Source organism: Bradyrhizobium sp. Mp19 (assembly GCF_029952935.1).
Taxonomy (GTDB): Bacteria; Pseudomonadota; Alphaproteobacteria; order Rhizobiales; family Xanthobacteraceae; genus Bradyrhizobium; species Bradyrhizobium elkanii.
Genome location: NZ_JASAUT010000034.1, coordinates 20,564 through 43,156 on the forward strand (window position 1 = coordinate 20,564; position 22,593 = coordinate 43,156).

Sequence of the window (22,593 nt, forward strand, 5' to 3'; positions counted from 1 at the left end):
GCGTTACGCCCTTGCCTAATTCCTAGCCCACGAAACGGCGCCCGGAAAAGGGGGATGATGAAATTTTCTGAGAGAGCGCTCGCTCGTTTTTTGGTTCGCAGCCGTGTTGCCCGGCCTGGGCGCGTCGTCGTTCCGGCCATCGTCGGGAACTTTTCGCGCTGAAAGCACAGCACAAATTCCCGGCGTTCTCGTCGACCAGCACGCCGGTTAGACGGCCGTCACATTCCGATGATGGGCGTGTGGGAAGCTCAAGAGCGCAACGGCTTGCTGATTCGATGCGAAAATCTGACGTGACGTGCCCCCATTGCCAGGCCGGCTATCGCCGGATCGAATTGACGTCGAAGGGCGGCGTCGCGGGTGAGTTTCGCTGCCTGGTGTGCGACCACATCATCGAGCTGATGGATGGTTCGACCGATGTCGCCTTTCGGCTGACCGTGCAGCCGGGCAAGCCGTCCTACGCTTACTAGCGTTTCGGTCCGCGTGACGGACACGTGTCCAAACACAGAGTAGGAGCGCCGGTCGATGGCGCCGCGATCAACGCTGCTGCGGCAGGTTGACCTCGCTCCTTCGCGCCTCCTGGCTGCGGCGCTCGGCTTCGCCGCCCGATCGGGACAGCATGCCGATCGCCACGATCGCTGCGGCAAAGCCGGCGGCGGCGCCGACGCCGAGCGCCCAGCGCGGGCCGAGGTGATCGGCGACCCAGCCGACGATCGGTGCGCCGATCGGCGTGCCGCCGAGCGCGACGCCGAGCCGCAGCGCCATCACCCGTCCGCGCATCGCGGGCTCGGTCGAGAGCTGCATCAGCGCGTTCGAGGTGTTGGTGACGGTCAGCGCGGCGACGCCGATCACGACCAGCGCCGCGGCGAACAGCCAATAGCTCGGCGCCAATGCGGCGAGCGTGCAGCCCAGCCCGAAGATCGCGGCGCCCAGCATCAACGAGCCGAAGCGCGGCTCCTCGCGGCTCGCGGCGAGCAGCGCGCCCGACATCGTTCCGAGCGCCATCACCGACGACAGCAGGCCGAAGCCGCGTGCATCGGTGTGGAACACGCCGACTGCCATGGTGGAGATGAAGATCGGAAAGTTCAGTCCGAAGGTCCCGATCAGGAACAGCATGATCAGCGTCGCCCTGAGATCGGGCCGGGACCAGACATAATGGAAGCCCTGCATCACGCTGCCTTTGGTGGGATGGGCGCGCGCGTTCGGGCGCAGCTCGGAGGTGCGCAGCAGGGTCAGCGACGTCAGCACCGCCAGGAACGATGCTCCGTTGAACAGGAATGCCCAGCCGGTACCGACGGAGGCGATGATGAGGCCGGCGACGGCCGGGCCGATCATGCGCGCGGCGTTGAACGAGGTCGAGTTCAGCGCGATCGCGTTCGACAAATTGGTATCGCTGACCAGCTCGGCGACGAAGGTTTGCCGTACCGGGGCATCGAGCGCTGCCGCGCAGCCGAACAGGAACGCGAAGGTGTAGACGTGCCAGAGCTGCACCAGCCCGGTGACGGTGAGAATGCCGAGGATGAGTGCGAGCGCGCCCATCGTCGCCTGGGTCGCCATCAATAGCTTGCGCTGGTTGAAGTGATCGGCGGCAAAGCCGGTCCACGGCATCAATAATAGTTGTGGCCCGAATTGCAGCGCCATCACGATGCCGACGGCGGACGCGCTGTGATTTGTCAGCTGGGTGAGAACGAGCCAGTCCTGCGCGGCGCGCTGCATCCAGGTGCCGATGTTGGATACCAGCGCGCCGGCCGCCCAGACCCGGTAGTTGAAGCTCGCGAGCGATCGAAATACGCGTCTCATGTTCTCTGAGGTTCATTGCCGCCGTGAAACCGCCCGAACCGCCGCGTCAGGAACAGGCCGATCAGCAGACCGCCGAGACCGAGCGCTGCGACGTCGCTGGTGGTTCGCAAGCCGAAAGTCGGAGGCCAAGCGGTCTTAGGAAGACAAATATGTCTGGCAACTCCTTGGCTCACAGAACGACATGGCTACGATCCGACTTCGCCGGGCGGCTTGGCGAACGGGCTCTGGAACGCTTCGCCCATCATGCCGGCGACGACGTGGGGGATCGCATTGGTGAGAAAGGCGCCGCCGAAGAAATAGGCGACGAGGTCAAGCCAGTTCATGCGCGTTGGTCCTTTCAACGAGATCGATGATCGCCTGCGTCGAGCCGGTTTCGCCGAGCCGCGGGAACACGTGCTCGACGCTGTAGGCATGTGCGTTCGGCCGCGCATCGGTCATGGCGTCGATCGCGAGCGTGACGTTGAAGCCCGCTTCATAGGCCTGCCGCGCCGTCGATTCGACGCCGCCGGCGGTGGCGACGCCGGCGATCACGACTTGCGTGACACCGCGCGCTCTCAGCAGGCTTTCGAGGTCGGTGCTGGCAAATGCGCCTCGCGTTCGCTTGGTCACCACGATGTCGCTGGGCTGTCGGTCGAGCTCCGGAATGAGATCGGTCCATCCGTCGGGAAGCGGGCCGCCGAATGGATTTCCAATTGGATTTCCAATTGAATTTCCATGGCGCGGCGCCTGCTCGGTTCGTCCCGGCGAGCTGCCGTCGACATTGACCAGCGCGACCGGCAGACCGCGCCGCCGGAACGCAGCGCCAAGCGCGGCGGCACGAGCCACGATGTCGCCGATCGGATGGGCGAAGGGCCAGCCCATGAGACCGCCTTGTAGATCGATGACGATCAATGCGGTGATCGGATCGAGCGTCGTCAGGGCCATGGTCATTACCTTTCTCGCAAGCTGTCGCAGTGCAGCCGGCTCAATCCTCGACCAGCCGCTTCAGCAAGCCGACGGCGGCGGCGAGTTCGTCCTGCTCCCGCGCCGACAGCCGCGCGGCGATGGTGCGCGACAGCCAGTCCTGCCGCGCGGCGCGGCCGGTGCGCAGCCGCTCGCGGCAGCTATCGGTAAGCGACATGATGGTTTGCCGGCCGTCGTCCGGATCCGGCGCGCCGCGGACCAGGCCCGCAGCCTCGAGCGCCGATATCGCCGAGCTCATCGACTGCGGACGCATGCCCTCCGATCGCGCCAGGCTGGACACGGTCGCGGGGCCGTCCTTTTCGAGGCGAAGCAGCACCGCGACCTGGGAAGGCGGGAGGTCCTCGCGCTGGCCCTGCTCGCGAAGCCGCCGCTTCAGCGTTCCAATCAACAGGCGAAGATCTTCGGCCAGCGCGGATGTGCGCGCCGAGCCGGGACGGGCCGGTACATTGCTCATGCCGTATCGGATAGCACATATGAAGATAAACTGTAAAGATTATCTTCGCAGTTTATCTGCATACGTGCCCTGCTGCAGCCAACCGGCTGGTCCGACGCTGCTCGCGGCCGGAATCGGCGCGGCACGCGAGAGCGTCCACGCGCGTGCGACGCCGGCCAGGCCTCTGCGGAGAAATGAAATGGATGGTGAGGGCTTCGAGCGCCTCAGCGCAATGGCGCGCGCTTACTCGGGCGCAGCGTCGCTGCTTGCCGCGGCCTCGTACATCTCGCGCGCGCGCCTGGTCGCGGCCGCATAGCGCGCGGTCGCGCTGAGGCTCATCAGGCCGGCGCGCACCAGTCCGAGAATGGCGCGTCGGGAGTGGAACGGTCCGGTCTTACTCGCGGCATATCCGCGCGGATAGAGCTGCAGGCGGCCGGCGAGCGCTTCCTGCAACGCCATCTTCTGGGTTGCGCTCAGGCGCCGGCGCCGCGCGGGCTTGCTTGCTTCCGCCAACATGCGCAGCTCGATGCCCGACGGTTTCCGTGGTGCGCCCTTCATTGTCAGCTCACATTCCGGCCGACTGGCGCGACCTTCCGCGAGGCCCGGCGCCCGGCCGGCATCGCCATGGACGCCGGCATGTGGCACATCATGGCTTGCGCTGTTGCTCATTCGTGAGACAGAACCGCATTTCGAGCAGCGGCGGCATCTGACGAAGGTCAGGACCGGTTGTGACGAAAGTCATATTCGTTTGCGACCGCTGCCGGCTTACGCCAGAGTGGGCTGCTCGCTGAGCTGATGGGCAACGCATGATCGATCTGAGCGCGGATTTGCTTGCGGCCGCAGAAGCCGACGTCATCGGTCTCGCCGTCATCGGCGCCGATCGAAGCATGCAGCGGAAGATCGGCCGGCTGGTCGAGTGGCTTCCCGCAACCGGCGTCGATTGCTGCGAGTGTGTGTTGCTGGTCGGCATGGAAGCCGAGTTGGCGGCGCTCGCCCAAGGCCAGCGGGACATGATTGCGCTGGCCGGTGTGCGTGGCGCGTCGCCTGACATCACGCAGCCGATGACGGCGGTCGTGCTGTGGAACGGTGCGCAGTCGCATTACTTCGTCATCGCCATGCCGGATTTTGCCGGCCGTCAGGTCGAAACGCTGCTCGGCAGCGAGCGCCGCGCCCGGCGCCTGATGGAGCAGCAGCTCGAGGCGGCGAGCGCGGAGGTGCGCTTTGCCTCGCTGGCGCGGACGAGGCTGCGGCTGGCGCGCGATCTGCACGATACGCTGGTGCACTCGATCGTGGCGCTGCTGACCCAGATCCGGCTGATCCGGCATTATCTGTCGGCCGATCCCGGCCGTGTGGCGGACAGCCTTGCGACCGCTGAAGATGCGGCCGCGAGCGGCCTTTCGCGCGCCCGCGAAGCCATCGATCGCCTGCGCACGCCCGACGACCTGAAGCTTGATCCCGACGTCGAGGGGCTGCTCAGCGACTTCGCCGCACGCAGCGGTGTCAGGGTGTCGATCCAGATCGACGAAGCGGCGCGCCCCGGCTTGCGCGATTGCGGCTTGACGGTTCAGCGCATTCTCAGCGAGGCACTGCGCAATGTTCAGACGCATGCGCGGGCGCGCCGCGTCTCCTTTCACGCCTTCGACGAACCGGCCGCGGTCGGCCGCAAGCTGATTGTCGAGATCCGCGATGACGGCCGCGGCTTCGATCTCGCGGTCCCGACGCCAGGACATTTCGGATTGATTGGAATGGCCGAATTTGCTGAACTTGTCGGCGGCAGCTGTGCGGTGGAGAGCGCGCCCGGGCAGGGAACGCTGGTCCGGATCTCGCTCCCCGTGGCGGTGCCGCCGGCAGCGTCTGCCGGCGTGCTGGCCGAGTGAATTCGTTGCCGCGCGTTCAACGCGTTTTCGAGAGGATGACGGAAAGCCCGTGAGCAGAATTGAGAAGATACGGGTGCTGATCGCCGAGGATCAGACCCTGATCAGGGAAGGTATCGCCACGCTGCTTGCCCAGCAGAACGACGATTTCGAGATCCTTCCCGGCGCGGCCGATGGCGAGCAGGCCATCGAATTCGCGCGGCGCTATCGGCCGGATGTCATCCTGATGGATTTGCAGATGCCGCGGGTCGACGGCATCGCCGCGACCCAGCGGATTCTCCGCGAATTGCCGCAGACCCATATCGTGGTGCTGACGACGTTCGAGACCAACGATCTGATCTTCGAGGCGGTGAGCGCAGGCGCCAAGGCGTATCTCCTGAAGGACGCCAGGATGGAGGAGATCGCCTCGACGATCCGCGCGGTGATCAACGGCCAGTCCGGGCTTTCGCCCAGCGTCGCCGCGCGCATCCTCGATGAATTCAAGCGGCTGCGCGGTCCGCGCGTCTCGGCGAAGCTGCCGGTTCGTGACGGGCTGACGGCGCGGGAGAATGAAATTCTTACGCTGATCGTCGAGGGCAAGAGCAACACCGAGATCGGCGAGCAGCTGCATTTGGCGGAAGGAACCGTGAAGAACTATGTCAGCACGATTCTGGAGAAATGCCAGGTCAAGAACCGTACAGAACTCGCAATAAAGGCAATAACTTACTAGAAATAATTGGCCGCGATCGCACAACCACGCGGTTGATCCGGCTGAGATTGCTCGCCTTTCTCTGGGCCGCGCCCGCAAAATTGGCTATAGGGTTGTTTCGGATTTGCTTTTTGACACCGCAGGTCCGGATTGCGCGGCTATGAGTAAGCGGGAAATGACCATGAAGGGTATCGAGCGCCAGACCAAAGGTACGGACGGACCGGCGGACGCTCCGGCGGCCGGCAACGGCGCGGACGCCGTGGCGCATGGCATGGCGGCGATCGATCAGGTCCGCGACCTGCTGTTCGGCGGTGCGCAACGTTCGCTCGAGACCAACCTCTCGGGCCTGCGCGAGGAGATGCAGGCATCGCTCAAGCAGATGCAGGCGGACTTCACCAACGAGCTCACCGCGCTTTCTGCGCGGCTCTCCGACCTCGAGCGTGATACCGAGCAGAAGCGGCTCGACTCGCTGAAGGATGTCGGCGCGGCGATCACCCAGCTCGGCTCGGTCATCAGCGGATTGGGATCCGGCCGCACGGGCAAATAGCATGGCAGCTGCTGCCGGCCAGAACCGCGAGATCGAGCAGCTCAAGACATTGCTGTTTCAGCCCGAGGCGACGCGTCTGACGTCGCTGGAGGCCGACCTCGACTCGCTGCAGCGCTATGTCGGCAACGCCGACCGCCTGGAGACGGCAACCGCAGGCATTTTGGTCGAGGCGCTGGAGCGCGCCGAGGTTAACCGGCCGCGCGAGCTCGCCAGCGCGATTGCGCCGGTCGTGGTCTCGGCGATCCGCAGCGAGATTAGGAATTCGCGCGAGCAGATGATCGAGGCGCTCTATCCGATCGTCGGCCGGCTGGTCAGTGCCGCGGTGGCGAATTCGTTCAGGGAGCTGGTTGCCTCGCTCGAGCAGCGCATCAATGCGTTGACCTCGGCGCAATTGTGGGTCGGCCGCGTCAAGTCGCTGGTGACGGGACGCCCGATCAGCGAATTCGTGCTCGCCGACCAGCCGCCGCAGATCAACCGGCTCCTGATCATCGAACGCGGCAATGGCCGCCTGATCGCGGACTGGAAGCGCGATGCGACCGCCGACGAACGCGCCGACCTGCTCAGCGCGATGGTCGCGGCGATCCTGGAGTTCTCCGTGCAGGCGTTGGCCGGCGAAGGCAATCTGCAAACGCTCGATTTCGGCGGACGGCAACTCGCGCTGCGCGCCTCGCCGCGCTTCATCCTGGCGGCGGAGTGCCTGGGACCGCTGCGGCCCGCCGACAATGCCCGGATCAACTCGCTGTTCTTCGATGCGATCGAGCGCATCGACCGCGGCGCGGATTGCGACGGGCCGATGCTGGCGTCGCTGGCGGCCGCAATCGAAACCGACGATACGCCACCCAGGATCGTGAGCCGGCGCGGCAAGGTGATCCTTTTCGCCTTGCTCGCGGCAGTGGCCGCGCTGTTGCTCTGGCTTGCCGCGACCTCGGTGACGCGCGGCCTGTTGGAGCGGCGGACCCAGGCGGCGCTGGAACAGCTCGCCGCAAAGCAGCCGTTGCTGGCCTCGTTCCCGCTGCGGCTCGACTTCGATCACGGCAGCCGAAGCGTGGCCGTTTCAGGCATCGAGCCGAGCCAGCTCGAGACCGCGCCGTTGATCGATGCGCTCGCCGCGGCCGCGGCACCGTACAAGATCGTCAACCACATCGGTCTGGTGTCCGCACCGGAGCAAATCGCGGCATCGCAGGCCGGCATCGCGGGCCTGCAGCAGAGCCTGACGCGCCTGCAGGCGAGTCTCGACCAGATGCGCGAGGCGATCAGTGCGCAGGCGAAGTCGGGCGATCAGAAATCTGCCGCCCTGACCGAGCAATATGACAAGCTCGGCGAGCAGTACGCCAAACTGGGCGAGCAATACGCGAAGCTGCAATCCGTCGTCGACGGCCCGGCGGCGCGGCTCGACCGCTTCATCGCCACGACCGCGATCTTCTTCGCGAACAATTCAGACGAAGTCCTCGACAGCGACCAGGCCGAGCAGCAGCTGCGCGAGCTCGCCGGACTGTTGGCGAACAACGATCTCAGGCTGCGCATCGTCGGCTATGCCGATCAGAGCGGCACGGAAGGCACCAACCGGACGCTGGCGCGCAAGCGGGCCGAGCAGGTCCAGCGCCGGCTGACCGCGCTGGGGGTCGATCCGTCGCGGCTGATTTTGGTTTCGCGCGCCGCGACGATGCCGATCACCGACCGGGTCGACGCCACCGTCGGCGGCAATCGCCGCGTGGCGTTCGAGACGGTCTATCGAGGCGAAGTGGCCCGCTGATGCTCACCGCGAAAGTCATGCTGCTCGGCGATATGGGGGTCGGCAAGACGTCGATCCTCTATCGGCTGATCTACAACCGGTTCGAGGGCCAGTACAAATCGACGCTGGGCGTCGAGATCCTGAGCCACGACGTGGTGCCGGCGGACGGCAGCGATCCGATGCGCCTCGTGCTGTGGGACACCGACGGTGATTTCGGCACGCAGATCTTCGACACCGTCTATGTCACCGGCGCATCTGCCGCCATCATCGTGTCCGACGTCACGCGGCCGCAGACGGTGACCCGCATGGTCGAACTGGTCCGCGGCTTCGAGGAGCGCTTCCCCGGCCGGCCGTACCGGGCGCTGCTGAACAAGATCGATTTGCCGGAGGCCGCGGGCAGCGCGGGCGCGATCGCCGAGCTTGCGAAGTCGAGCGTCAAATCGGTCAGCGCCAAGACCGGCGTCGGCATTGCCGAGAGCTTTGTCGAACTTGCCCAGACCATCCGCCGCCGCCAGCTCTAGCTCGAATAGCGATCGCGATGACGCTGCACCCCTCTCCCCGTTCTTACGGGGTCGAGACGAGCGAAGCTCGCTCTTAGAGGGTTGGGGTGAGGGGCCGTCTCCACAAATACGGTGATAGCGGTGTTTGCGGAAACTCCCCCTCACCCGCAACGCATCTAACGATGCGTTGCGACCTCTCCCCGCACGCGGGGCGAGGTGATCCTGAGCGCTTGGCTAGCTCGCGATACCGAACGCATGTCTGTGTCAGCCGTCCCGACTTCTCGGGGCTGGCGAATCGGGCCGGGACGGCTGACTTCATCGCACGTGGGGCGTGCGATGAAAGGCTCTCGCGCGGCCGCAGAAAGCCGCACGCTTTCCGCGCCAACAGCACCACGCCGTCCCACACTCCGATAGTGACGATGGTCATCTTCCGCTCGGCCAATGGCCTGCCTATCGTCCGCCCCGTCACTGGAAACAGCCACGGGACGAACGGTGTCCCGGGCGCATGGAGCGAGAGATCATGGGCATTTTTGGAAGCATCATGGGTGCAATCTTCGGCCACGGCGCCCAGGCCAAGACCGCTGAGAGTGCGACGGCGGCAGCGCCCGGCGCAGCGCCATCGGCGTCGACGTCTGCATCCGCTGCACCCGGCACATCAGCCGCACAAACCGTCGACGTCGCCGCGATCGTCGACAAGGCCGCCGCGGCGATCGGCGAGAAGCTCGACTGGCGCAGCTCGATCGTCGACCTGATGAAGGCGCTCGGTCTCGACAGCAGCCTTGCGGCGCGCAAGGAGCTCGCGAAGGAGCTGCACTACACCGGCGACACCAGCAACACTGCCACCATGAATGTCTGGCTGCATCAGCAAGTGATGGCCAAGCTCGCCGCCAATGGCGGCAAGCTGCCGGACGACATCAAGACCTGACGTCCTGCCTCCAGCCGCGCGCGGCGCTCGCGCCCGCGCGGTTCCGAACGATGTGTATTGCGTGAGGAGCAGTTGCGATGACCTCATCTCATCCTGCCATCATGAACAGGCCGCGGACCGGCGTCGTCGCCGCTTCGATCGGTGCAGGACTCGGACTCGCAGCCTTGGCGCTGGGTATGACCGTCGCCATCGCCCGTGCAGATAACGCCGGCGACGAACCGCAGCCGGCCAATGCGAATGTGCAGCGCGCCGCGCAGAACCCGCCGCCGGCGCGGGTCATTCTGCCGGCGCCGTGGGAGCAGGCCGCGCCCGCGCAGCCGGTCGCGGCACCTGCAAAGCCGGAAGTGCGCAAATAGTCTTTCGTCCCCTTTGTAGCGGCCGGCGATCCAGTCGCCGCGCCGTGCCATCGCATTCATTTGGAAGACAGGAGATCTCATGCTGAAGGAATTCAGGGAATTCGCCATGAAAGGCAACGTCGTCGATCTCGCCGTCGGCGTGATCATCGGCGCGGCATTCGGCGCGATCGTCTCGTCGATGGTGGCCGATGTCATCATGCCGATCATCGGCGCGGTCAGCGGCGGGCTCGACTTCTCCAACTATTTCACTGCGCTGTCGAAGTCGGTGACGGCGACCAACCTTGCCGATGCCAAGAAGCAGGGCGCGGTGCTGGCCTGGGGCAACTTCCTGACCCTGACGCTCAACTTCCTGATCGTCGCCTTCGTGCTGTTCATCGTGGTCCGCCTCATGAACCAGCTCAAGCGCGAAGCGCCCGCGGCGCCGGCCGAGCCGCCGAAGCCGACCAAAGATCAGGATTTGCTCACCGAGATCCGCGATCTCCTCAAGTCGCGCGCGTAGCAATCGCTGCGAATGCGACTGCGTACAGCCCCCAGCTCTGGAGCCTAGCCATGCCAGATCAGGTCAAGCTGCCTCGAAAATTATCGCAAGAGCCCGGTGGTGCAGAGCCGCTACGGCCGAGCCACCGGCGGGTCATCGAGGAACTCGATCGCTGGGCCAATAGCCCAGGCCTGCAGCCGCCGAGCGATGAAGAAACGCCGGACGACTACAAGCGCTAGGGGCCATGACCTGGCATTGCCGGATCGCGGCCGTTTCGGTCAAGCCCGCCGGGCCGTTGCGATCAGCGCGGTCGACGGAATCGCGAAGCTGTCGCCGACCCGCCTGCGCGCGATTTCGGCGCGGAAGGCGCGCGCGACTGCGGCGCTCTGGTCGGCATCGAGCCCGCTCCAATGCGGCATGAACTCGAACAATTTGTCGACGTCGCCGGGATTGGCCACATTGAGCTTGAAGTCGTGGGTGACCTCGGCAATCGCCGGATCGGAGAAGCCGGCGGCGATGAGCGCAGTGGCGAGGCGGTCGGGATCGGCGAGCTCGGCGAGGCCCGTGCAGGGCATCGGCGTGACGTTGTCGGGATAGAGCCGCCGGATGATCTGCGAGAGCAAGAGATGCACGGCGGCGCCGTCGGCGCTTTTCCAGACCGCAATCGCCGCCGATCCGCCCGGTCGTGTCACCCGCGCCATCTCGCAGAGACCGGCGCGCCAGTCCGGAAACAGCATCACGCCGAACACCGACACCGCCGCATCGAAGGCGGCATCCGGCAGATCGAGCGCCTGGCCATCCATCTGCCGCGCCTCGATATTCGCCGCACCATGCGCGCGGACCCGCGCCACCATGCCGGCGGAGAAGTCGATCGCGGTGACCTCGGCGCCGCTGCGCGCGGCGGCGAGCGCCGCGGCGCCCGTGCCGGTGGCGATGTCGAGTACCTTCGATGCGGGGCCGATCGGCAGCGTTGCAACCGCGGCGTCGGCGAACAATGTCGTGAACGGCTGCGACTGCGCCTCGTAGGCGGCGACCATTTTGTCCCAGTGCGCGGGATCGTTGTACGGCAGAGGTTTCGCGTGCTCACTTGACTGCATGAATCTGGTCCTCGAGACTTTGCTTGTGTTTGGCGAGCCGACGCTTGAAATCCCTCGCGAGCGCATCGAGCGTCACCGTGCCGAGCCGCTTCAGGAACAGCGCCTCGACCTCGCGAAACGTGTCTCCGAGCGCGTCGTTGACGGCCTGTTCGACCAGGCAGCCGGGATTTTCCGAGCGATGGCCCATCGCAACGATCGTGGGCGCGCCGACCGCGCGATAGATGTCGGCGAGCGTGATGTCGGCGGGATCGCGCGCCAGCGTCCAGCCGCCGCCATGGCCCTTCTCCGAATGCACCAGACCCTGCTCGCGCAGCCCCGCCATCACGCGGCGCACCACCACCGGGTTGGTGGCCATCGCCTGCGCAAGTTGCTCTGACGTGACCGGCTCGCCGGCCCCGATCATGTGGAGCAGGCCATGGAGGACGCTGGACAGACGGCTATCGCGGATCATGTAACTTCATATGTTACATGATGCGGCGGCCGTCAAGAGCGGCGATGGCGGGTATCGTCTCTCCTGGTCGCCCTCTGACCTCCCCTTGAAAAGGGGAGGTCGCTTTGCTCGTCAGAGCAAAGCGGGTGGGGATCAGCTCTCTCCACTTGCAGCGTCGTCTGCGGCTGACCCCCATCCCGACCTTCCCCCTTTCAGGGGGAGGGGAAGAGATCAAGGGCCTGCACCCGGGCTATGATTCTTCAACCGGGATTCGCGTGCCGGATTTGGCGACGCCGCCCGTTTAATCCGCATCGGGGTCTTTGGCAGGGGCGGTATCGTGGGCAGCGTGGCGGTCGATCGGATGTTGCGGGATGCGGTGGCGCATTACGGCGCGGGCCGCGCGGCGGAGGCCGGCACGTTGTGCGGCGACATCCTCACCGCCGATCCCGACCATGTTCCGGCGCTGCATCTGTCCGCCGTCATCGCCTTCGTGACCGATCGTGCCGCCGAAGGCGCGCTGCTGCTCAACCGGGTCTTCAACCTCGATCCGGATCATGCACCGGCCTTCGCCACGCTCGGCGATGCGCTCGCCGTGAAGGGTGAGCACGAAGGCGCGACGGCGGCGTTCCGGCGCGGTGTCACGCTGCGGCCGGACGATGCCGGCCTGCACATCAAGCTCGGCGTTGCGCTGTGCGATCTGTCGCGTTTCGACGAGGCCGAGACCGCGTTCCGCCGCGCAATCGCACTCGACGGCGGCCTGACGCGGGCGCGGTTCAACCTCGCCGTCGCGCTGGCCGGGCAGCAGCGGCCGGTCGAGGCGGAACAGGCCTATCGCGAGGTGATCGCGCGCGACCCGGTCTATCGGGGCGTCTGGCTCAACCTCGGCAATGTGTTGAGCGATCAGAAAAGGCACGAAGCGGCCGCCACGGCCTATCGCCGCGGACTTGCCGCGGATCCCGACAATGCCGGGCTGCATTGCGGCCTTGGCGCGGCGCTTTATCGCCAGGGCTTGCTGGAGGATGCAATCCCGCACTACCGCCGCGCGATCGCACTCGATCCCGGCAACATCGCGCCGCAGCGCCTGCTGGCCATGGTGCTGCACGAGGCGGGCGAGCGCGAAGAGGCTGTGCGCATCTATCGGCAGGTCTCGGCCCGCGACCCGTCCGATCACGTCATCCTCAACAATCTCGGCGCCTGCCTGTTCGAGCTCGGAGAGGTCGACGACGCCATCGCCTGCGCCGAGCTCGCGCTGGCGCTGAAGCCGGACTACGCCGCCGCGCACACCAATCTCGGGATCATCTTCGAGGCGCAGAACCTGGTCGAGGCCGCGGTCGCCGCGCATCGGCGCGCCATCGAGCTCGAGCCGCTCTATGCCAAGGGCCACGCCAATCTCGCGGTCGCGCTGCGCAATGCCGGCGAGATCGATGCGGCGCTCGTCGCGTCGCGCCGGGCCATCGCGCTCGATCCCGAGCAGCCACTGGCGCACTACAACCACGCCCATTTCCTGCTGATGAACGGCGAGTTCGAGGAGGGCTTTGAGGAGTATCAGTGGCGCCGCAAGACCAGGATGCTCAGCGACGGCGATCCCGTGTTCGACGAGCCGGAATGGCAGGGCGAGCCGCTCGCAGGACGTACGCTGCTGCTGTTTGCCGAATACGGGCTCGGCGACGCCATCAATTTCGTCCGCTATGTGCCGATGCTGGCGGGCAAAGGCGGCCGGATCATTCTGCAGGTGCAGCCGGGGCTGGTCGCGCTGCTGCGGCCGATGCTGCCCGGTGTCGCGGTGTTCGCGCGCGGCGAGCCGCTGCCGCCGCTCGATCTGCAGCTGCCGCTGCTGAGCCTGCCGCGGATCTTCCGCACCACCGTCGAGACCATTCCCGCAGCGATATCCTATCTGAGGGCGGATGCCGGCAAGCTCGCGCGCTGGCGCGAGGCGCTCGCCGGCGTGACTGCGCTGAAGGTCGGCGTGGTCTGGGCCGGCAATCCCAGGCACAAGGGTGACCGCCAGCGCTCGCTGCCGGCGGACGCGGTGCTGCCGCGGCTGGTCACATCAGGCGTGCAGCTCTACAGCCTGCAGAAGGAGCCGCGGCCGGACGATGCTCCGGTGCTGCGGGGCCTTGGCGCAGGTATCGTCGACCTCGCGCCGACGCTCGGCGATTTCGCCGACACCGCGGCGGCCATCTGCGCGCTCGATCTCGTCATCGCCGTCGACACCTCGGTGGCGCATCTCGCCGGCGCGCTGGGCCGCCCGGTCTGGATGCTGTGTCCCTATGCGCTCGACTGGCGCTGGCTGCGCGACCGCGCCGACACGCCCTGGTATCCGACCATGCGGCTGTTCCGCCAGGACAAGCCACAGGCTTGGGACCGCGTGCTGGCGCGCGTGTCGGAAGAGCTTGCCCGCGTCGCGGCCGGCGAGGGCGCGCTGCTGCTGCCGCAAACGATGAAATGATCGGCCAGCCGTGCTGTCTGCTGCTTTGGCAGGCCTTATGCGGCTGAAAGCCGGATCTGGAACTTGCTGCCAGTCGCCTTGGCAAATCGCAGCAACGTTTTGGTGCTTGGAAGCGTCTGGCCGCTTTCGAGACGGGCGATGGTTGATTGGCTGGTGCCCATCTTGGCCGCCAGCTCGGATTGCGACAGTCCCGCGCGCTGACGCGCCCTGAGCAACTCGGCAGCGATTTCGAACTCAGGCGCGAGTGCATCGTATTCCGCCCGGACCTTCGGATTGGCCAACAGGCGCGCCTTGAGCTTTTCGAACGGTACAGTCATGCGACTTCCTTCGCTCGCCGCAGCGCTAACTCGATCTCACTCGGTGGCGTCTTTTGAGACTTCTTCACGAACGCGCGGACGATCACAACGCGCCGGCCGAAGGCCGTCACATAGAGTGCCCTTGCGATTCCATCGCGCCCGGTCAATCGCAACTCCCAAAGTTTGCCGACCAAATGCTTCACATGCGGTTCGCCCAGGCTTTCGAGCCCAGCGGCAGCAATGCGCTCCGAAAGGCGGATGAAACGCGCCTGCATGTCGGCTGGAAGCGCCGCGATCTCTTCCACGACGACCTCGTTGAGGATTTCGACCCTCCAGGACATCGTGAGGATATCTCATTTTTGAGATAGAGAGAAGCAGCAAATCGGCCGGGAAGCGCAGCCATTCTGATCACCCCGCACTCATGCCCTGCGCGCCGCCGAGCAGCTTCACGTTGAGCCGGCCGCCGTCGAACAGCATCTCGTTCAGCGCTCCGTCGATGTCGTCAGCGGTGACATCCTGGCCTCCCTCGCGGGCGATGCTGGCCTGCGCGATGCGGCGCATCAGCTCCTTGATGAAGGCGGCGCTGACGCCGGCGGTGCGCTGCACCGCTTCGTCGACGATCGGCTGCTCCAGCGGCAGGCCTTTGCCGTACAGCCGGATCAGCTTGCCGCGTCCGGTCTCGTCGGGCAGCGGCACCTCGATGGCCTGGTCGATGCGGCCGGGCCGGCCGGCCAGCGCGCCTTCCAGCTCTTCCGGCCGATTGGTGGTCAGCACGAACAGGATGTCGCAATCCTCCTTCAGGCCGTCCATCTCGTTAAGCAGCTTGTTGAGCAGGGATTCCTCGCACGGTCCGCCCATGTCCTCGCGGTCGCGTGCGATCAGATCGACATCCTCGATCACGACCATGGTCGGCTGCAGCAGCCGGGCAAGACTCATATAGGCGCCCAGAAGGCCGACCTGCTCGGCGGTGATGATCAGCGTTGTGTGGTTTGGCAGGTTGGTGGCGAGATAGCGGATGGTGTGGGTCTTGCCGGTGCCGGGCGGGCCGTAGAGCAGGATGCCCTTGCGGGTCGACTGGCCGAGCCCGCGCAACAGATCGCGGCTCCCGACAAAACCGAGCACGTTGCGGTCGAGCAGCCGCAGCGTCCGGTCCGGCAGGATCACGTCATCGCGAGCGACCGTCGGCAGGCGATGCACGGTCAAGCCACGCGAACGTCCGCGATAGTTGGCGCCATCCTCCAGCGACAGGATCTTGCCGCGATAGGATCGCGCTGCATGCACGGCGGCCTCCAACTCGGAGAAGGTGCGCTGCACGAAAGCATTGCCGGTCGCCCCGGCGGGCAACGCAAGCTCGATTCGCAGCGACGGCTCGTGATTATATTCGCGATGGAACGTCAGCAGCACGGCGTAGCGCAGCTCGCCGGTTCGGCACAGCCACAGTCCATTGGCAAGGCATTTCACCGGCTCGGCCTCGCCGATATCGACGTCGCGATATTGCGGCGGCGCGATCGCCGGCGCATTGCGGCCGGCCTTCATCAGCGCCGCGAAGTCGAGCGTCTCGTAGCGATATTCCTCATGGATGCCGAAGAAATGGATTGGATCGGTGAGCAGCTTGTCGATCGCGACCTGAACGTCGGCGCGCATGTGGCCCGGAAACTGTCGCGCCCGTGTCACGATCAGGTTGCGCGGCACGCCGGCGAAATGCCAGTCGAGCGCAACGTAAGCGGACCGAAACGTCTCGCCCGGCAATTCTTCCGAGCTGCGGCGTGCAGCGAGCAGGCATTCGCTGCACAGCGACGCAGTTGTACCGGGGATCAGAATCTCCGTCACGGCCCTCGGGGCTTCGCAGAGATCGCAGGGCCGGCTGGCGTCGGCGGACTCGGTGGTGATCATCAACGGCTGACCGTTCGAGCGGATCAGCCATTTCGCCGAGTTGAAGATTGCCCGTGCCACCGGTCCCGGATAGGGGCCGCACGGAACGGCGCCCTTGGCCTCGATCAAGGCAGCGGATGCGATGGCTTCCTGCTCGGATTTCCCGAACACGGTGCGCAACAAATCCTGCACGAATTCCAGCGGGGTCTCGTCGTCGTCGTGAATGAAGAGCCGCACCGGACCGTCGTCGCTAAACACGTCGTGCATGAGACCCCCGAAACGCAATTGGGAACAAAAGAACAAAGTAAGAACATCACGGCGGCTCCTGCGCGTCAAGCGAAAGATTCTGCCGTCTCATCCCTGACGTGTAGTGAGCCGATCGGCCGGGAACGTGCACTGGAAGTGTAAACGCGGCTCAACGCCTGTGACGATTATGTTGCGGCAAATGCCAAGAGATGGCCGTCACAGCGGCAAACTTCCGACACACCATCGGGGCGAAAAGGAGTATCCGACATGGCGCGAGCGCGAGAGCAGATTCCTCCCAAGGGTTTGCGGTCGCGCAGTTATTTTATGAGGCCCTCGTGTCGCACAAACTTCGCCTTGCGCTGCTTCTCGTCTTCACTTTGTTCGTCTCTCCCGCGTTCGCGCAGCCGGCCGCCAAGCCGGCGCCGCCGCAACCCGTTGCCAGCGACGCGCTGACGCCCGAGCAGGCCAAGCGCGCGCTCGACACGCTGCAGGACGACAAGAAGCGTGGCGAGATCATCAACACGCTGCGCGCCATCGCCAATGCCTCGCCGCAGGCGGCGGCGCAGCCGGCGCCCGAGCAGCCGCAGTCATCGATCCCGCTCACCGCCGACAGCCTCGGTGCGCAGCTGTTGCTGATGGTGTCCGAGCAGGTCGGTGAGATGTCGCGCGAGGTCGCCGACGTCGCGCGCACGCTGACGCATTTCCCGGCGTTCTATTACTGGTTCGTGCGCACCGCCAATGATCCGGTCGCCTATGGCCTCTTGATCGATATCGCCTGGAAGCTGGCGCTGGTGTTCGGCTGCGCGCTGGCCGCCGAATGGGTGGTGTTCCGCCTGATCAAGCGGCCGGTCGCGTTCCTGGAAGCGCGGCTGCCGCAGACCGCGCGCATGCCGGTGCAGACGCTCGCCAGCGTCGATCCGCCGTCGTCGGTTGCCGACGTCACGCCGGCGCCCGAGCTGCAGCGGCGCCGGCTCAGCCTGGCGCGGGCCTGGCAGTCGCTGGTCCGGCTGCCCTTCGTGCTTGGGCGCCTTTTGCTCGAATTGCTGCCGGTCGTCGTGTTCGGCGGCATCGCCACCGCGCTGCTCGGCACCGAGATCGGCGATCAATCGACCACGCGGCTCGTGATCCTGGCCGTCGTCAACGCCTATGTGTTCTCGCGCGTCTTGATCTGCGCGGTGCGCGCGCTGGCGGGGCCGTTCGGCCTGTTCCGCGTCCGTGCCGAGACCGCGGCCTATATCGAAATCTGGGCCCGGCGGATCGTTGCCGTCGGCGTCTCGGGTATCGCCTTTGCCAATGTCGCGCTGCTGCTCGGGCTGCATCGCGCCGGCTATGCCGCGCTGATCCGGCTCGTGATGCTGGTGGTGCATCTCTTCGTTGTCGTCATCATCCTGCAGTGCCGCCGCCAGGTCGCCGACGTCATCCGCGCGCCGGCCGACCGCACCGGCCTTGCGGCGCGGACGCGCAACCGGCTCGCGGCGCTCTGGCATGTGCTGGCGATCGCGCTCGACCTCGCGCTGTGGGCGGTGTGGGCGCTCAACATCCGCAACGGCTATTCGCTGCTGCTGCAATATTTCGTCGGCACCATCGCGGTGCTCCTGGTTACCCGCCTCGTCACCATGGTGGTGCTGAGCCTGATCGATCGCGGCTTCCGCATCAGCCCGGAGCTGATCCAGCGCTTCCCCGGGCTCGAGACCCGCGCCAACCGCTATCTGCCGCTGCTGCGCAAGGTGGTCACGGCGGTGATCGCCTTCATTGGCTTCGTCGCGCTGCTCGAGGTCTGGGGCGTCGACGCCATCGTCTGGTTCTATGGCGGCCAGATCGGAAGCCGCCTGATCTCGGCGCTGGTGACGATCGGCATTGCCGCGCTGGCCGCGGCCGTGATCTGGGAAGTCGCCAACGCGCTGATGGACCGGCAGATCGACACCCTGTCGCGCGACGGGCATTACGCCCGCGCCGCGCGCCTGCGCACCTTCCAGCCGATGCTGCGCACCGCGCTGTTCTGCATGATCGTCGCGGTGGTCGGCCTCACTGCGCTCAGCGAGATCGGCGTCAATGTCGCGCCGCTGCTCGCCGGCGCCGGCATCGTCGGCATCGCGATCGGCTTCGGCTCGCAGAAGCTGGTGCAGGACCTCATCACCGGGCTGTTCCTCTTGATCGAGAACACCGTGCAGGTCGGCGACAATGTCACGGTGTCGGGGCTCTCGGGCGTGGTCGAGAACGTCTCGATCCGCACCATGCGGCTGCGCGCCGGCGATGGCTCGGTGCACGTCGTGCCGTTCAGCGCGGTGACGACGATCACCAACTCCAGCCGCGGCGCCGGCAACGCCGCGGTCAGCGTCAACGTGTCCTACAAGGAGGACACCGACCGCGCCGGCGAGGTGCTGAAGGACATCGTCGCCCAGATGCGCCAGGAGACGGCGTATCGCGCATTCATCCGAGGCGACCTCGAATTGTGGGGCGTCGACAAGGTCGATGGCTCGGTCGTGACCATCGTCGGCCAGATCCGCTGCACCGATAGCGGCCGCTGGGCGGTGCAACGCGAGTTCAACCGCCGCATGAAGCGGCGCTTCCAGGAGGAGGGCATCGAGATCGCCTCGATGGGCCAGACCATCCTGATGCAGCTTCCTCCACCCTCCGAGCCCGATACCAACGCCCAGCCGCGCCGCGCGGCGGGGTGATTCCTGACCCTCATCCTGAGGAGCCCGCATAGCGGGCGTCTCGAAGGATGTAGGCCACAGACGGGCCTCATGGTTCGAGACGCGCATTCGCGCTCCTCACCATGAGGGGCATTATCCGTCTCACGGTTGCGACACGTCTCGCGACCGTGAGACGGTCGCGGTGCTCCTGAGCCCGAAGACCGGCGCGCAGCCGGCCGAAATCCGGCCGTTCTCACCCATTCCCTGCGACTTCCTCCGCTGGCACAGCGCTTGCTGATCGTCATGCAATGCGCGGCAAGACGCATTGCATGACTGAACCCAACGCGAAGGAAGGAAACGCACATGGAGCTTGGATACTTCACCATGCCCTCGCACCCGCCGGAGTGCGGATTGAAGGAGGGTCACGACTGGGACCTGCAGACGCTGCGCTGGCTCGACGAACTCGGCTATCAGGAAGCCTGGATCGGCGAACACCACACCGCGCCGTGGGAGCCGCACCCGTCACCTGACCTGCTGGTGGCGCAGGCGCTTCTGCAGACCAAGAATCTGCGCATCGGGCCCGGCGGCTTCCTGCTGCCATATCATCATCCCGCCGAACTCGCGAACCGCGTTGCGATGCTCGATCATCTCTCGAACGGGCGCCTCAACTTCGGCGTCGCGGCCTCGGGCCTGCCGAGCGACTGGGCGATGTTCAATGTCGACGGCATGTCGGGCCAGAACCGCGACATGACCCGCGAGGCGCTCGAGATCATCCTGAAGATGTGGTCCGAACCGGGGCCCTGGACGCACAAGGGCAAATATTGGACGGTGAGCAAGCCGGACACGATGTTCGACTTCCTCAAGCCACACATCAAGCCGTTGCAGGGCCCGCATCCGCCGATCGGCGTCGCCGGCCTGTCGAAGAACTCCGACACGCTCAAGCTCGCCGGCGAGCGCGGCTTCATCCCGATGAGCCTCAACCTCAACCCGGCCTATGTCGGCAGCCACTGGGATTCGGTCGAGGCCGGCGCGGCCAAGACCGGCCGCAAGCCGAGCCGCAAGGACTGGCGGCTGGTGCGCGAGGTGTTCGTGGCTGATACCGACGAGGAGGCGTGGAAGCTGTCGACCGGCGACATGATGGGCCGGATGATGAGCGAGTACTTCCTGCCGCTGCTCGGCCATTTCGGCTTCAAGGACTATCTGAAGCACGCGCCCGACGTGCCCGACAGCGACGTCACCGTCGAATATTGCGCGCGCCGGAATTGGATCGTCGGCTCGCCCGCGACGGTCACCGAGAAGATCGAGAAGATCTACCGGGAGGTCGGCGGCTTCGGCGTCCTCTGTGTGTTCGGCTTCGACTACAAGCACAAGCCGGAAGCCTGGCGGCACTCGCTGGACCTGCTCAAGAACGAGGTGATGCCGCGGCTCAAGCATCTCGGCGCCGAGTTCGAGAAGGCTGCATGACAGCTGCGCGGGGTGCGGGGCTTGCCTCGCACCCCGCCTCGCATATCTTGAACGGAGTGTTTTTTACCGAAGCATGATCCGGACCCGGAGGGCCGCGTTAGCGCAAAGTGCGAAGCGGTTTTCCGGGCAAGATCATGCTCAAACAGGGTTTGCGGCATGACGGTCGACGCACAGAGTTTCAAGCAGGCGATGCGCCATTGCGCGGGCGCCGTCGCGCTGGTGACGGTCGGCTCGGAGACTGGGCAGCGCACCGGCCTGACCGTGACCTCGGCCTGCTCGCTGTCGGACAATCCACCCTCGGTGCTGGTCTGCGTTAACCGTAACGCCAGCGCGCATCAGCGCATCCGCGAGGAGCGCCATTTCGTCATCAACTTCCTGAACGAGGACCACGCGCTGCTGGCGCTGACCTTCTCCGGCCAGAAGGGCGTCAACGGCGATGACCGTTTTGCGTTTGGGCGCTGGACCACCGGCGCCACCGGCGCCCCGGTGCTGGAGGATGCCGTCGCGGCGTTCGACTGCGTGCTGGCGCAGGAGCTCGAGACCAAGACCCATTCGATCTTCATCGGCGAAGTCCAGCACGTCCGCGCCGCGACCACGGTCGATCCGCTGATCTATCTGCGCAGCGGCTTCCAGAGCGTGCGCAATATCCATGATCCGGTCGAGCTCGGCGACCTCGACGCACGGCGTGTCAGCTGGAACGAGTTTTCCTGACGGATTGATCAAATCGGCGATTGTTTGGTTCGCTGCGACACTCTTTGCACTCGTCATGCCCGGCCTTGTGCCGAGCATCCACGTCCTTACTTCCTGCACGGCCAAGACGTGGATGGCCGGGACAAGCCCGGCCATGACGGAGATAGAATACGAACTCGCCAACCATTCAGCTCGATCGTCAACGCCTTGACCTTCCCGCGCAGCGTGGGCCCGGCGCGGCCGTGCGACCGCTGGCCGGGCCAACGCTCATGTGAGGCGTCGCTGTCCTTGCCGTGGTCGCGCGGACGCTGCGCTGCTATGACCCCGGCGTTCTCACGACCAGTTTGATGTTCAGGAGATTGACCCCCTTGAACGGGTTCGGCGCGCTTTCGATCGTTCCTGTGCCCGTTGCATTCGCATAGGCGCCCGTGCCCGAAAGGATCGTATATTCGCCGTTTGATTTTCCGTCCTTGATCGCGCCGGTGTAACGCGCGGTGATCGCGCCTTCCTCGAACGTGTAGGTGCTGTAGCCGTAATAGGAGCCCGAGCCCTTCAGCATGTCCCCTGAATGGACGAACTCCTTCACCCCGATATGGCCGTCACTGAAGACGGCGACACCAAAGAACTTGCCGGAAACGACCGTCTGTCCTTCGACGTTTGCTGCCTCGATGACCTTGACGTCGACAGGCTTGGTGACGAGCTTGAATTCGAGCACCTTCTCACCCGCTAACGCGGTCGACCCCGCAACGACGATTGCCGCGCTGGAAACGAAAAAGGTGATAAAATTCCGCATAGACTCCTCCTGTGTTTGCTGAAATCAAATCAAGGAGTGCACAGCGGGCTAAACGTCATGCCCAGCATTTGCGTTGCAGCACGAAAGAGAGCCCGCGGTGATATCCCGGCAGCGGCCGAAGCTTTCGGTACCCCAGCACGCTGGCTGGAACGCACGCATTAGTTTACGCGACGGTAGAAGGTTCAGCAAGCGTAGCCACCGACGGCTCGTGCGCATCAGATGACGCACCAGATGGCAGGTTCCGCGACATCAGAACACCCGTGGCGTGCTATAGTGTGGTTGCATGCGAGAGAGCGACCGAGGAGGGAGCGCGAACTCATTAGTCCT

General features: G+C 65.6%; 25 protein-coding genes. 14 read left to right on the plus strand and 11 right to left on the minus strand.

Annotated elements, in window-relative coordinates; all coding sequences use genetic code 11:
- Positions 1-290 precede the first annotated feature (290 nt).
- A complete protein-coding gene (locus tag QJT82_RS29730; RefSeq protein WP_311986722.1) occupies positions 291-467 on the plus strand; it encodes an MJ0042-type zinc finger domain-containing protein in 177 nt (58 codons plus the stop codon).
- Positions 468-534: 67 nt separating this feature from the next.
- Here the strand turns inward: QJT82_RS29730 and QJT82_RS29735 are convergent, their stop codons facing one another.
- From QJT82_RS29735 to QJT82_RS29755, 5 genes are all read right to left on the minus strand, one after another.
- On the minus strand, positions 535-1,797 hold the full coding sequence (locus QJT82_RS29735; RefSeq protein ID WP_028340414.1) for an MFS transporter: 1,263 nt from the start codon (positions 1,795-1,797) through the stop codon (positions 535-537).
- Between the two features lie 185 nt (positions 1,798-1,982).
- A complete protein-coding gene (locus QJT82_RS45625; protein ID WP_348652649.1) occupies positions 1,983-2,120 on the minus strand; it encodes a hypothetical protein in 138 nt (45 codons plus the stop codon).
- Positions 2,107-2,721, minus strand: coding sequence for an isochorismatase family protein (locus QJT82_RS29745; protein WP_028340416.1), 615 nt, complete (start codon positions 2,719-2,721; stop codon positions 2,107-2,109). Before QJT82_RS29745 ends, QJT82_RS45625 begins: the two co-directional genes overlap by 14 nt.
- 40 nt (positions 2,722-2,761) lie before the next feature.
- The gene (locus tag QJT82_RS29750) at positions 2,762-3,214 is read right to left on the minus strand and encodes a MarR family transcriptional regulator (RefSeq protein ID WP_028340417.1); all 453 of its coding nucleotides are present in this window, start codon (positions 3,212-3,214) and stop codon (positions 2,762-2,764) included.
- A gap of 222 nt (positions 3,215-3,436) precedes the next feature.
- On the minus strand, positions 3,437-3,751 hold the full coding sequence (locus tag QJT82_RS29755; protein WP_245288700.1) for a hypothetical protein: 315 nt from the start codon (positions 3,749-3,751) through the stop codon (positions 3,437-3,439).
- Positions 3,752-3,999: 248 nt separating this feature from the next.
- On the opposite strand from QJT82_RS29755, the gene QJT82_RS29760 reads away from it, so the two are divergent.
- From QJT82_RS29760 to QJT82_RS29800, 9 genes are all read left to right on the plus strand, one after another.
- Positions 4,000-5,070, plus strand: a complete 1,071-nt coding sequence (locus QJT82_RS29760) for a histidine kinase (RefSeq protein WP_028340419.1) — start codon at positions 4,000-4,002, stop codon at positions 5,068-5,070.
- Positions 5,071-5,119: 49 nt separating this feature from the next.
- Positions 5,120-5,776, plus strand: coding sequence for a response regulator transcription factor (locus tag QJT82_RS29765; protein WP_018269507.1), 657 nt, complete (start codon positions 5,120-5,122; stop codon positions 5,774-5,776).
- Between the two features lie 139 nt (positions 5,777-5,915).
- Positions 5,916-6,302, plus strand: coding sequence for a hypothetical protein (locus QJT82_RS29770; protein WP_245288701.1), 387 nt, complete (start codon positions 5,916-5,918; stop codon positions 6,300-6,302).
- Position 6,303: 1 nt separating this feature from the next.
- On the plus strand, positions 6,304-8,055 hold the full coding sequence (locus tag QJT82_RS29775; protein ID WP_028340421.1) for an OmpA family protein: 1,752 nt from the start codon (positions 6,304-6,306) through the stop codon (positions 8,053-8,055).
- Positions 8,055-8,555: a Rab family GTPase gene (locus tag QJT82_RS29780; RefSeq protein WP_028340422.1), complete on the plus strand. Its 501-nt coding sequence runs from the start codon at positions 8,055-8,057 to the stop codon at positions 8,553-8,555. Before QJT82_RS29775 ends, QJT82_RS29780 begins: the two co-directional genes overlap by 1 nt.
- A gap of 499 nt (positions 8,556-9,054) precedes the next feature.
- Positions 9,055-9,459 (plus strand): DUF3597 domain-containing protein, encoded by a 405-nt coding sequence (locus tag QJT82_RS29785; protein WP_028340423.1) that lies wholly within the window; start codon positions 9,055-9,057, stop codon positions 9,457-9,459.
- A 77-nt stretch (positions 9,460-9,536) separates the two neighbouring features.
- A complete protein-coding gene (locus tag QJT82_RS29790; RefSeq protein WP_028340424.1) occupies positions 9,537-9,815 on the plus strand; it encodes a hypothetical protein in 279 nt (92 codons plus the stop codon).
- A 79-nt stretch (positions 9,816-9,894) separates the two neighbouring features.
- Complete coding sequence (gene mscL / locus QJT82_RS29795) at positions 9,895-10,314, plus strand: large conductance mechanosensitive channel protein MscL (protein ID WP_028340425.1); 420 nt, start codon at positions 9,895-9,897, stop codon at positions 10,312-10,314.
- Positions 10,315-10,364: 50 nt separating this feature from the next.
- Positions 10,365-10,532 carry a hypothetical protein gene (locus tag QJT82_RS29800; RefSeq protein ID WP_196238152.1) on the plus strand — a complete coding sequence of 56 codons (168 nt, stop codon included), beginning with the start codon at positions 10,365-10,367 and terminating at the stop codon, positions 10,530-10,532.
- A 39-nt stretch (positions 10,533-10,571) separates the two neighbouring features.
- On the opposite strand, the gene QJT82_RS29805 is transcribed toward QJT82_RS29800, so the two are convergent.
- Positions 10,572-11,390, minus strand: coding sequence for a class I SAM-dependent methyltransferase (locus QJT82_RS29805; RefSeq protein ID WP_035631469.1), 819 nt, complete (start codon positions 11,388-11,390; stop codon positions 10,572-10,574).
- A complete protein-coding gene (locus tag QJT82_RS29810) occupies positions 11,377-11,841 on the minus strand; it encodes an Rrf2 family transcriptional regulator (RefSeq protein WP_028340427.1) in 465 nt (154 codons plus the stop codon). The genes QJT82_RS29805 and QJT82_RS29810 overlap by 14 nt, the downstream gene beginning before the upstream one ends.
- 340 nt (positions 11,842-12,181) lie before the next feature.
- Between QJT82_RS29810 and QJT82_RS29815 the strand changes: the two genes are divergently transcribed.
- On the plus strand, positions 12,182-14,269 hold the full coding sequence (locus QJT82_RS29815; RefSeq protein WP_051447851.1) for a tetratricopeptide repeat protein: 2,088 nt from the start codon (positions 12,182-12,184) through the stop codon (positions 14,267-14,269).
- A gap of 35 nt (positions 14,270-14,304) precedes the next feature.
- Here QJT82_RS29815 and QJT82_RS29820 read toward each other — a convergent pair whose 3' ends face one another.
- The 3 genes from QJT82_RS29820 to QJT82_RS29830 all read right to left on the minus strand — a co-directional run bounded on the left by QJT82_RS29820 (position 14,305) and on the right by QJT82_RS29830 (position 16,704).
- On the minus strand, positions 14,305-14,550 hold the full coding sequence (locus QJT82_RS29820; RefSeq protein WP_244435836.1) for a helix-turn-helix transcriptional regulator: 246 nt from the start codon (positions 14,548-14,550) through the stop codon (positions 14,305-14,307).
- A gap of 32 nt (positions 14,551-14,582) precedes the next feature.
- Positions 14,583-14,870 (minus strand): type II toxin-antitoxin system RelE/ParE family toxin, encoded by a 288-nt coding sequence (locus tag QJT82_RS29825; protein WP_338132175.1) that lies wholly within the window; start codon positions 14,868-14,870, stop codon positions 14,583-14,585.
- A gap of 103 nt (positions 14,871-14,973) precedes the next feature.
- Complete coding sequence (locus QJT82_RS29830) at positions 14,974-16,704, minus strand: ATP-dependent Clp protease adaptor ClpS (RefSeq protein WP_028340431.1); 1,731 nt, start codon at positions 16,702-16,704, stop codon at positions 14,974-14,976.
- Between the two features lie 314 nt (positions 16,705-17,018).
- Here QJT82_RS29830 and QJT82_RS29835 point away from each other — a divergent pair, with 314 nt between their 5' ends.
- From QJT82_RS29835 to QJT82_RS29845, 3 genes are all read left to right on the plus strand, one after another.
- Entirely contained in the window at positions 17,019-19,361 is a 2,343-nt protein-coding gene (locus QJT82_RS29835; protein ID WP_028340432.1) for a mechanosensitive ion channel domain-containing protein, read from the plus strand.
- Between the two features lie 321 nt (positions 19,362-19,682).
- Positions 19,683-20,783 (plus strand): LLM class flavin-dependent oxidoreductase, encoded by a 1,101-nt coding sequence (locus QJT82_RS29840; RefSeq protein ID WP_018269514.1) that lies wholly within the window; start codon positions 19,683-19,685, stop codon positions 20,781-20,783.
- A 156-nt stretch (positions 20,784-20,939) separates the two neighbouring features.
- Positions 20,940-21,494 carry a flavin reductase family protein gene (locus QJT82_RS29845; protein ID WP_016847112.1) on the plus strand — a complete coding sequence of 185 codons (555 nt, stop codon included), beginning with the start codon at positions 20,940-20,942 and terminating at the stop codon, positions 21,492-21,494.
- 295 nt (positions 21,495-21,789) lie between these two features.
- On the opposite strand, the gene QJT82_RS29850 is transcribed toward QJT82_RS29845, so the two are convergent.
- Complete coding sequence (locus QJT82_RS29850; protein WP_028340433.1) at positions 21,790-22,266, minus strand: hypothetical protein; 477 nt, start codon at positions 22,264-22,266, stop codon at positions 21,790-21,792.
- Positions 22,267-22,593: the final 327 nt, after the last annotated feature.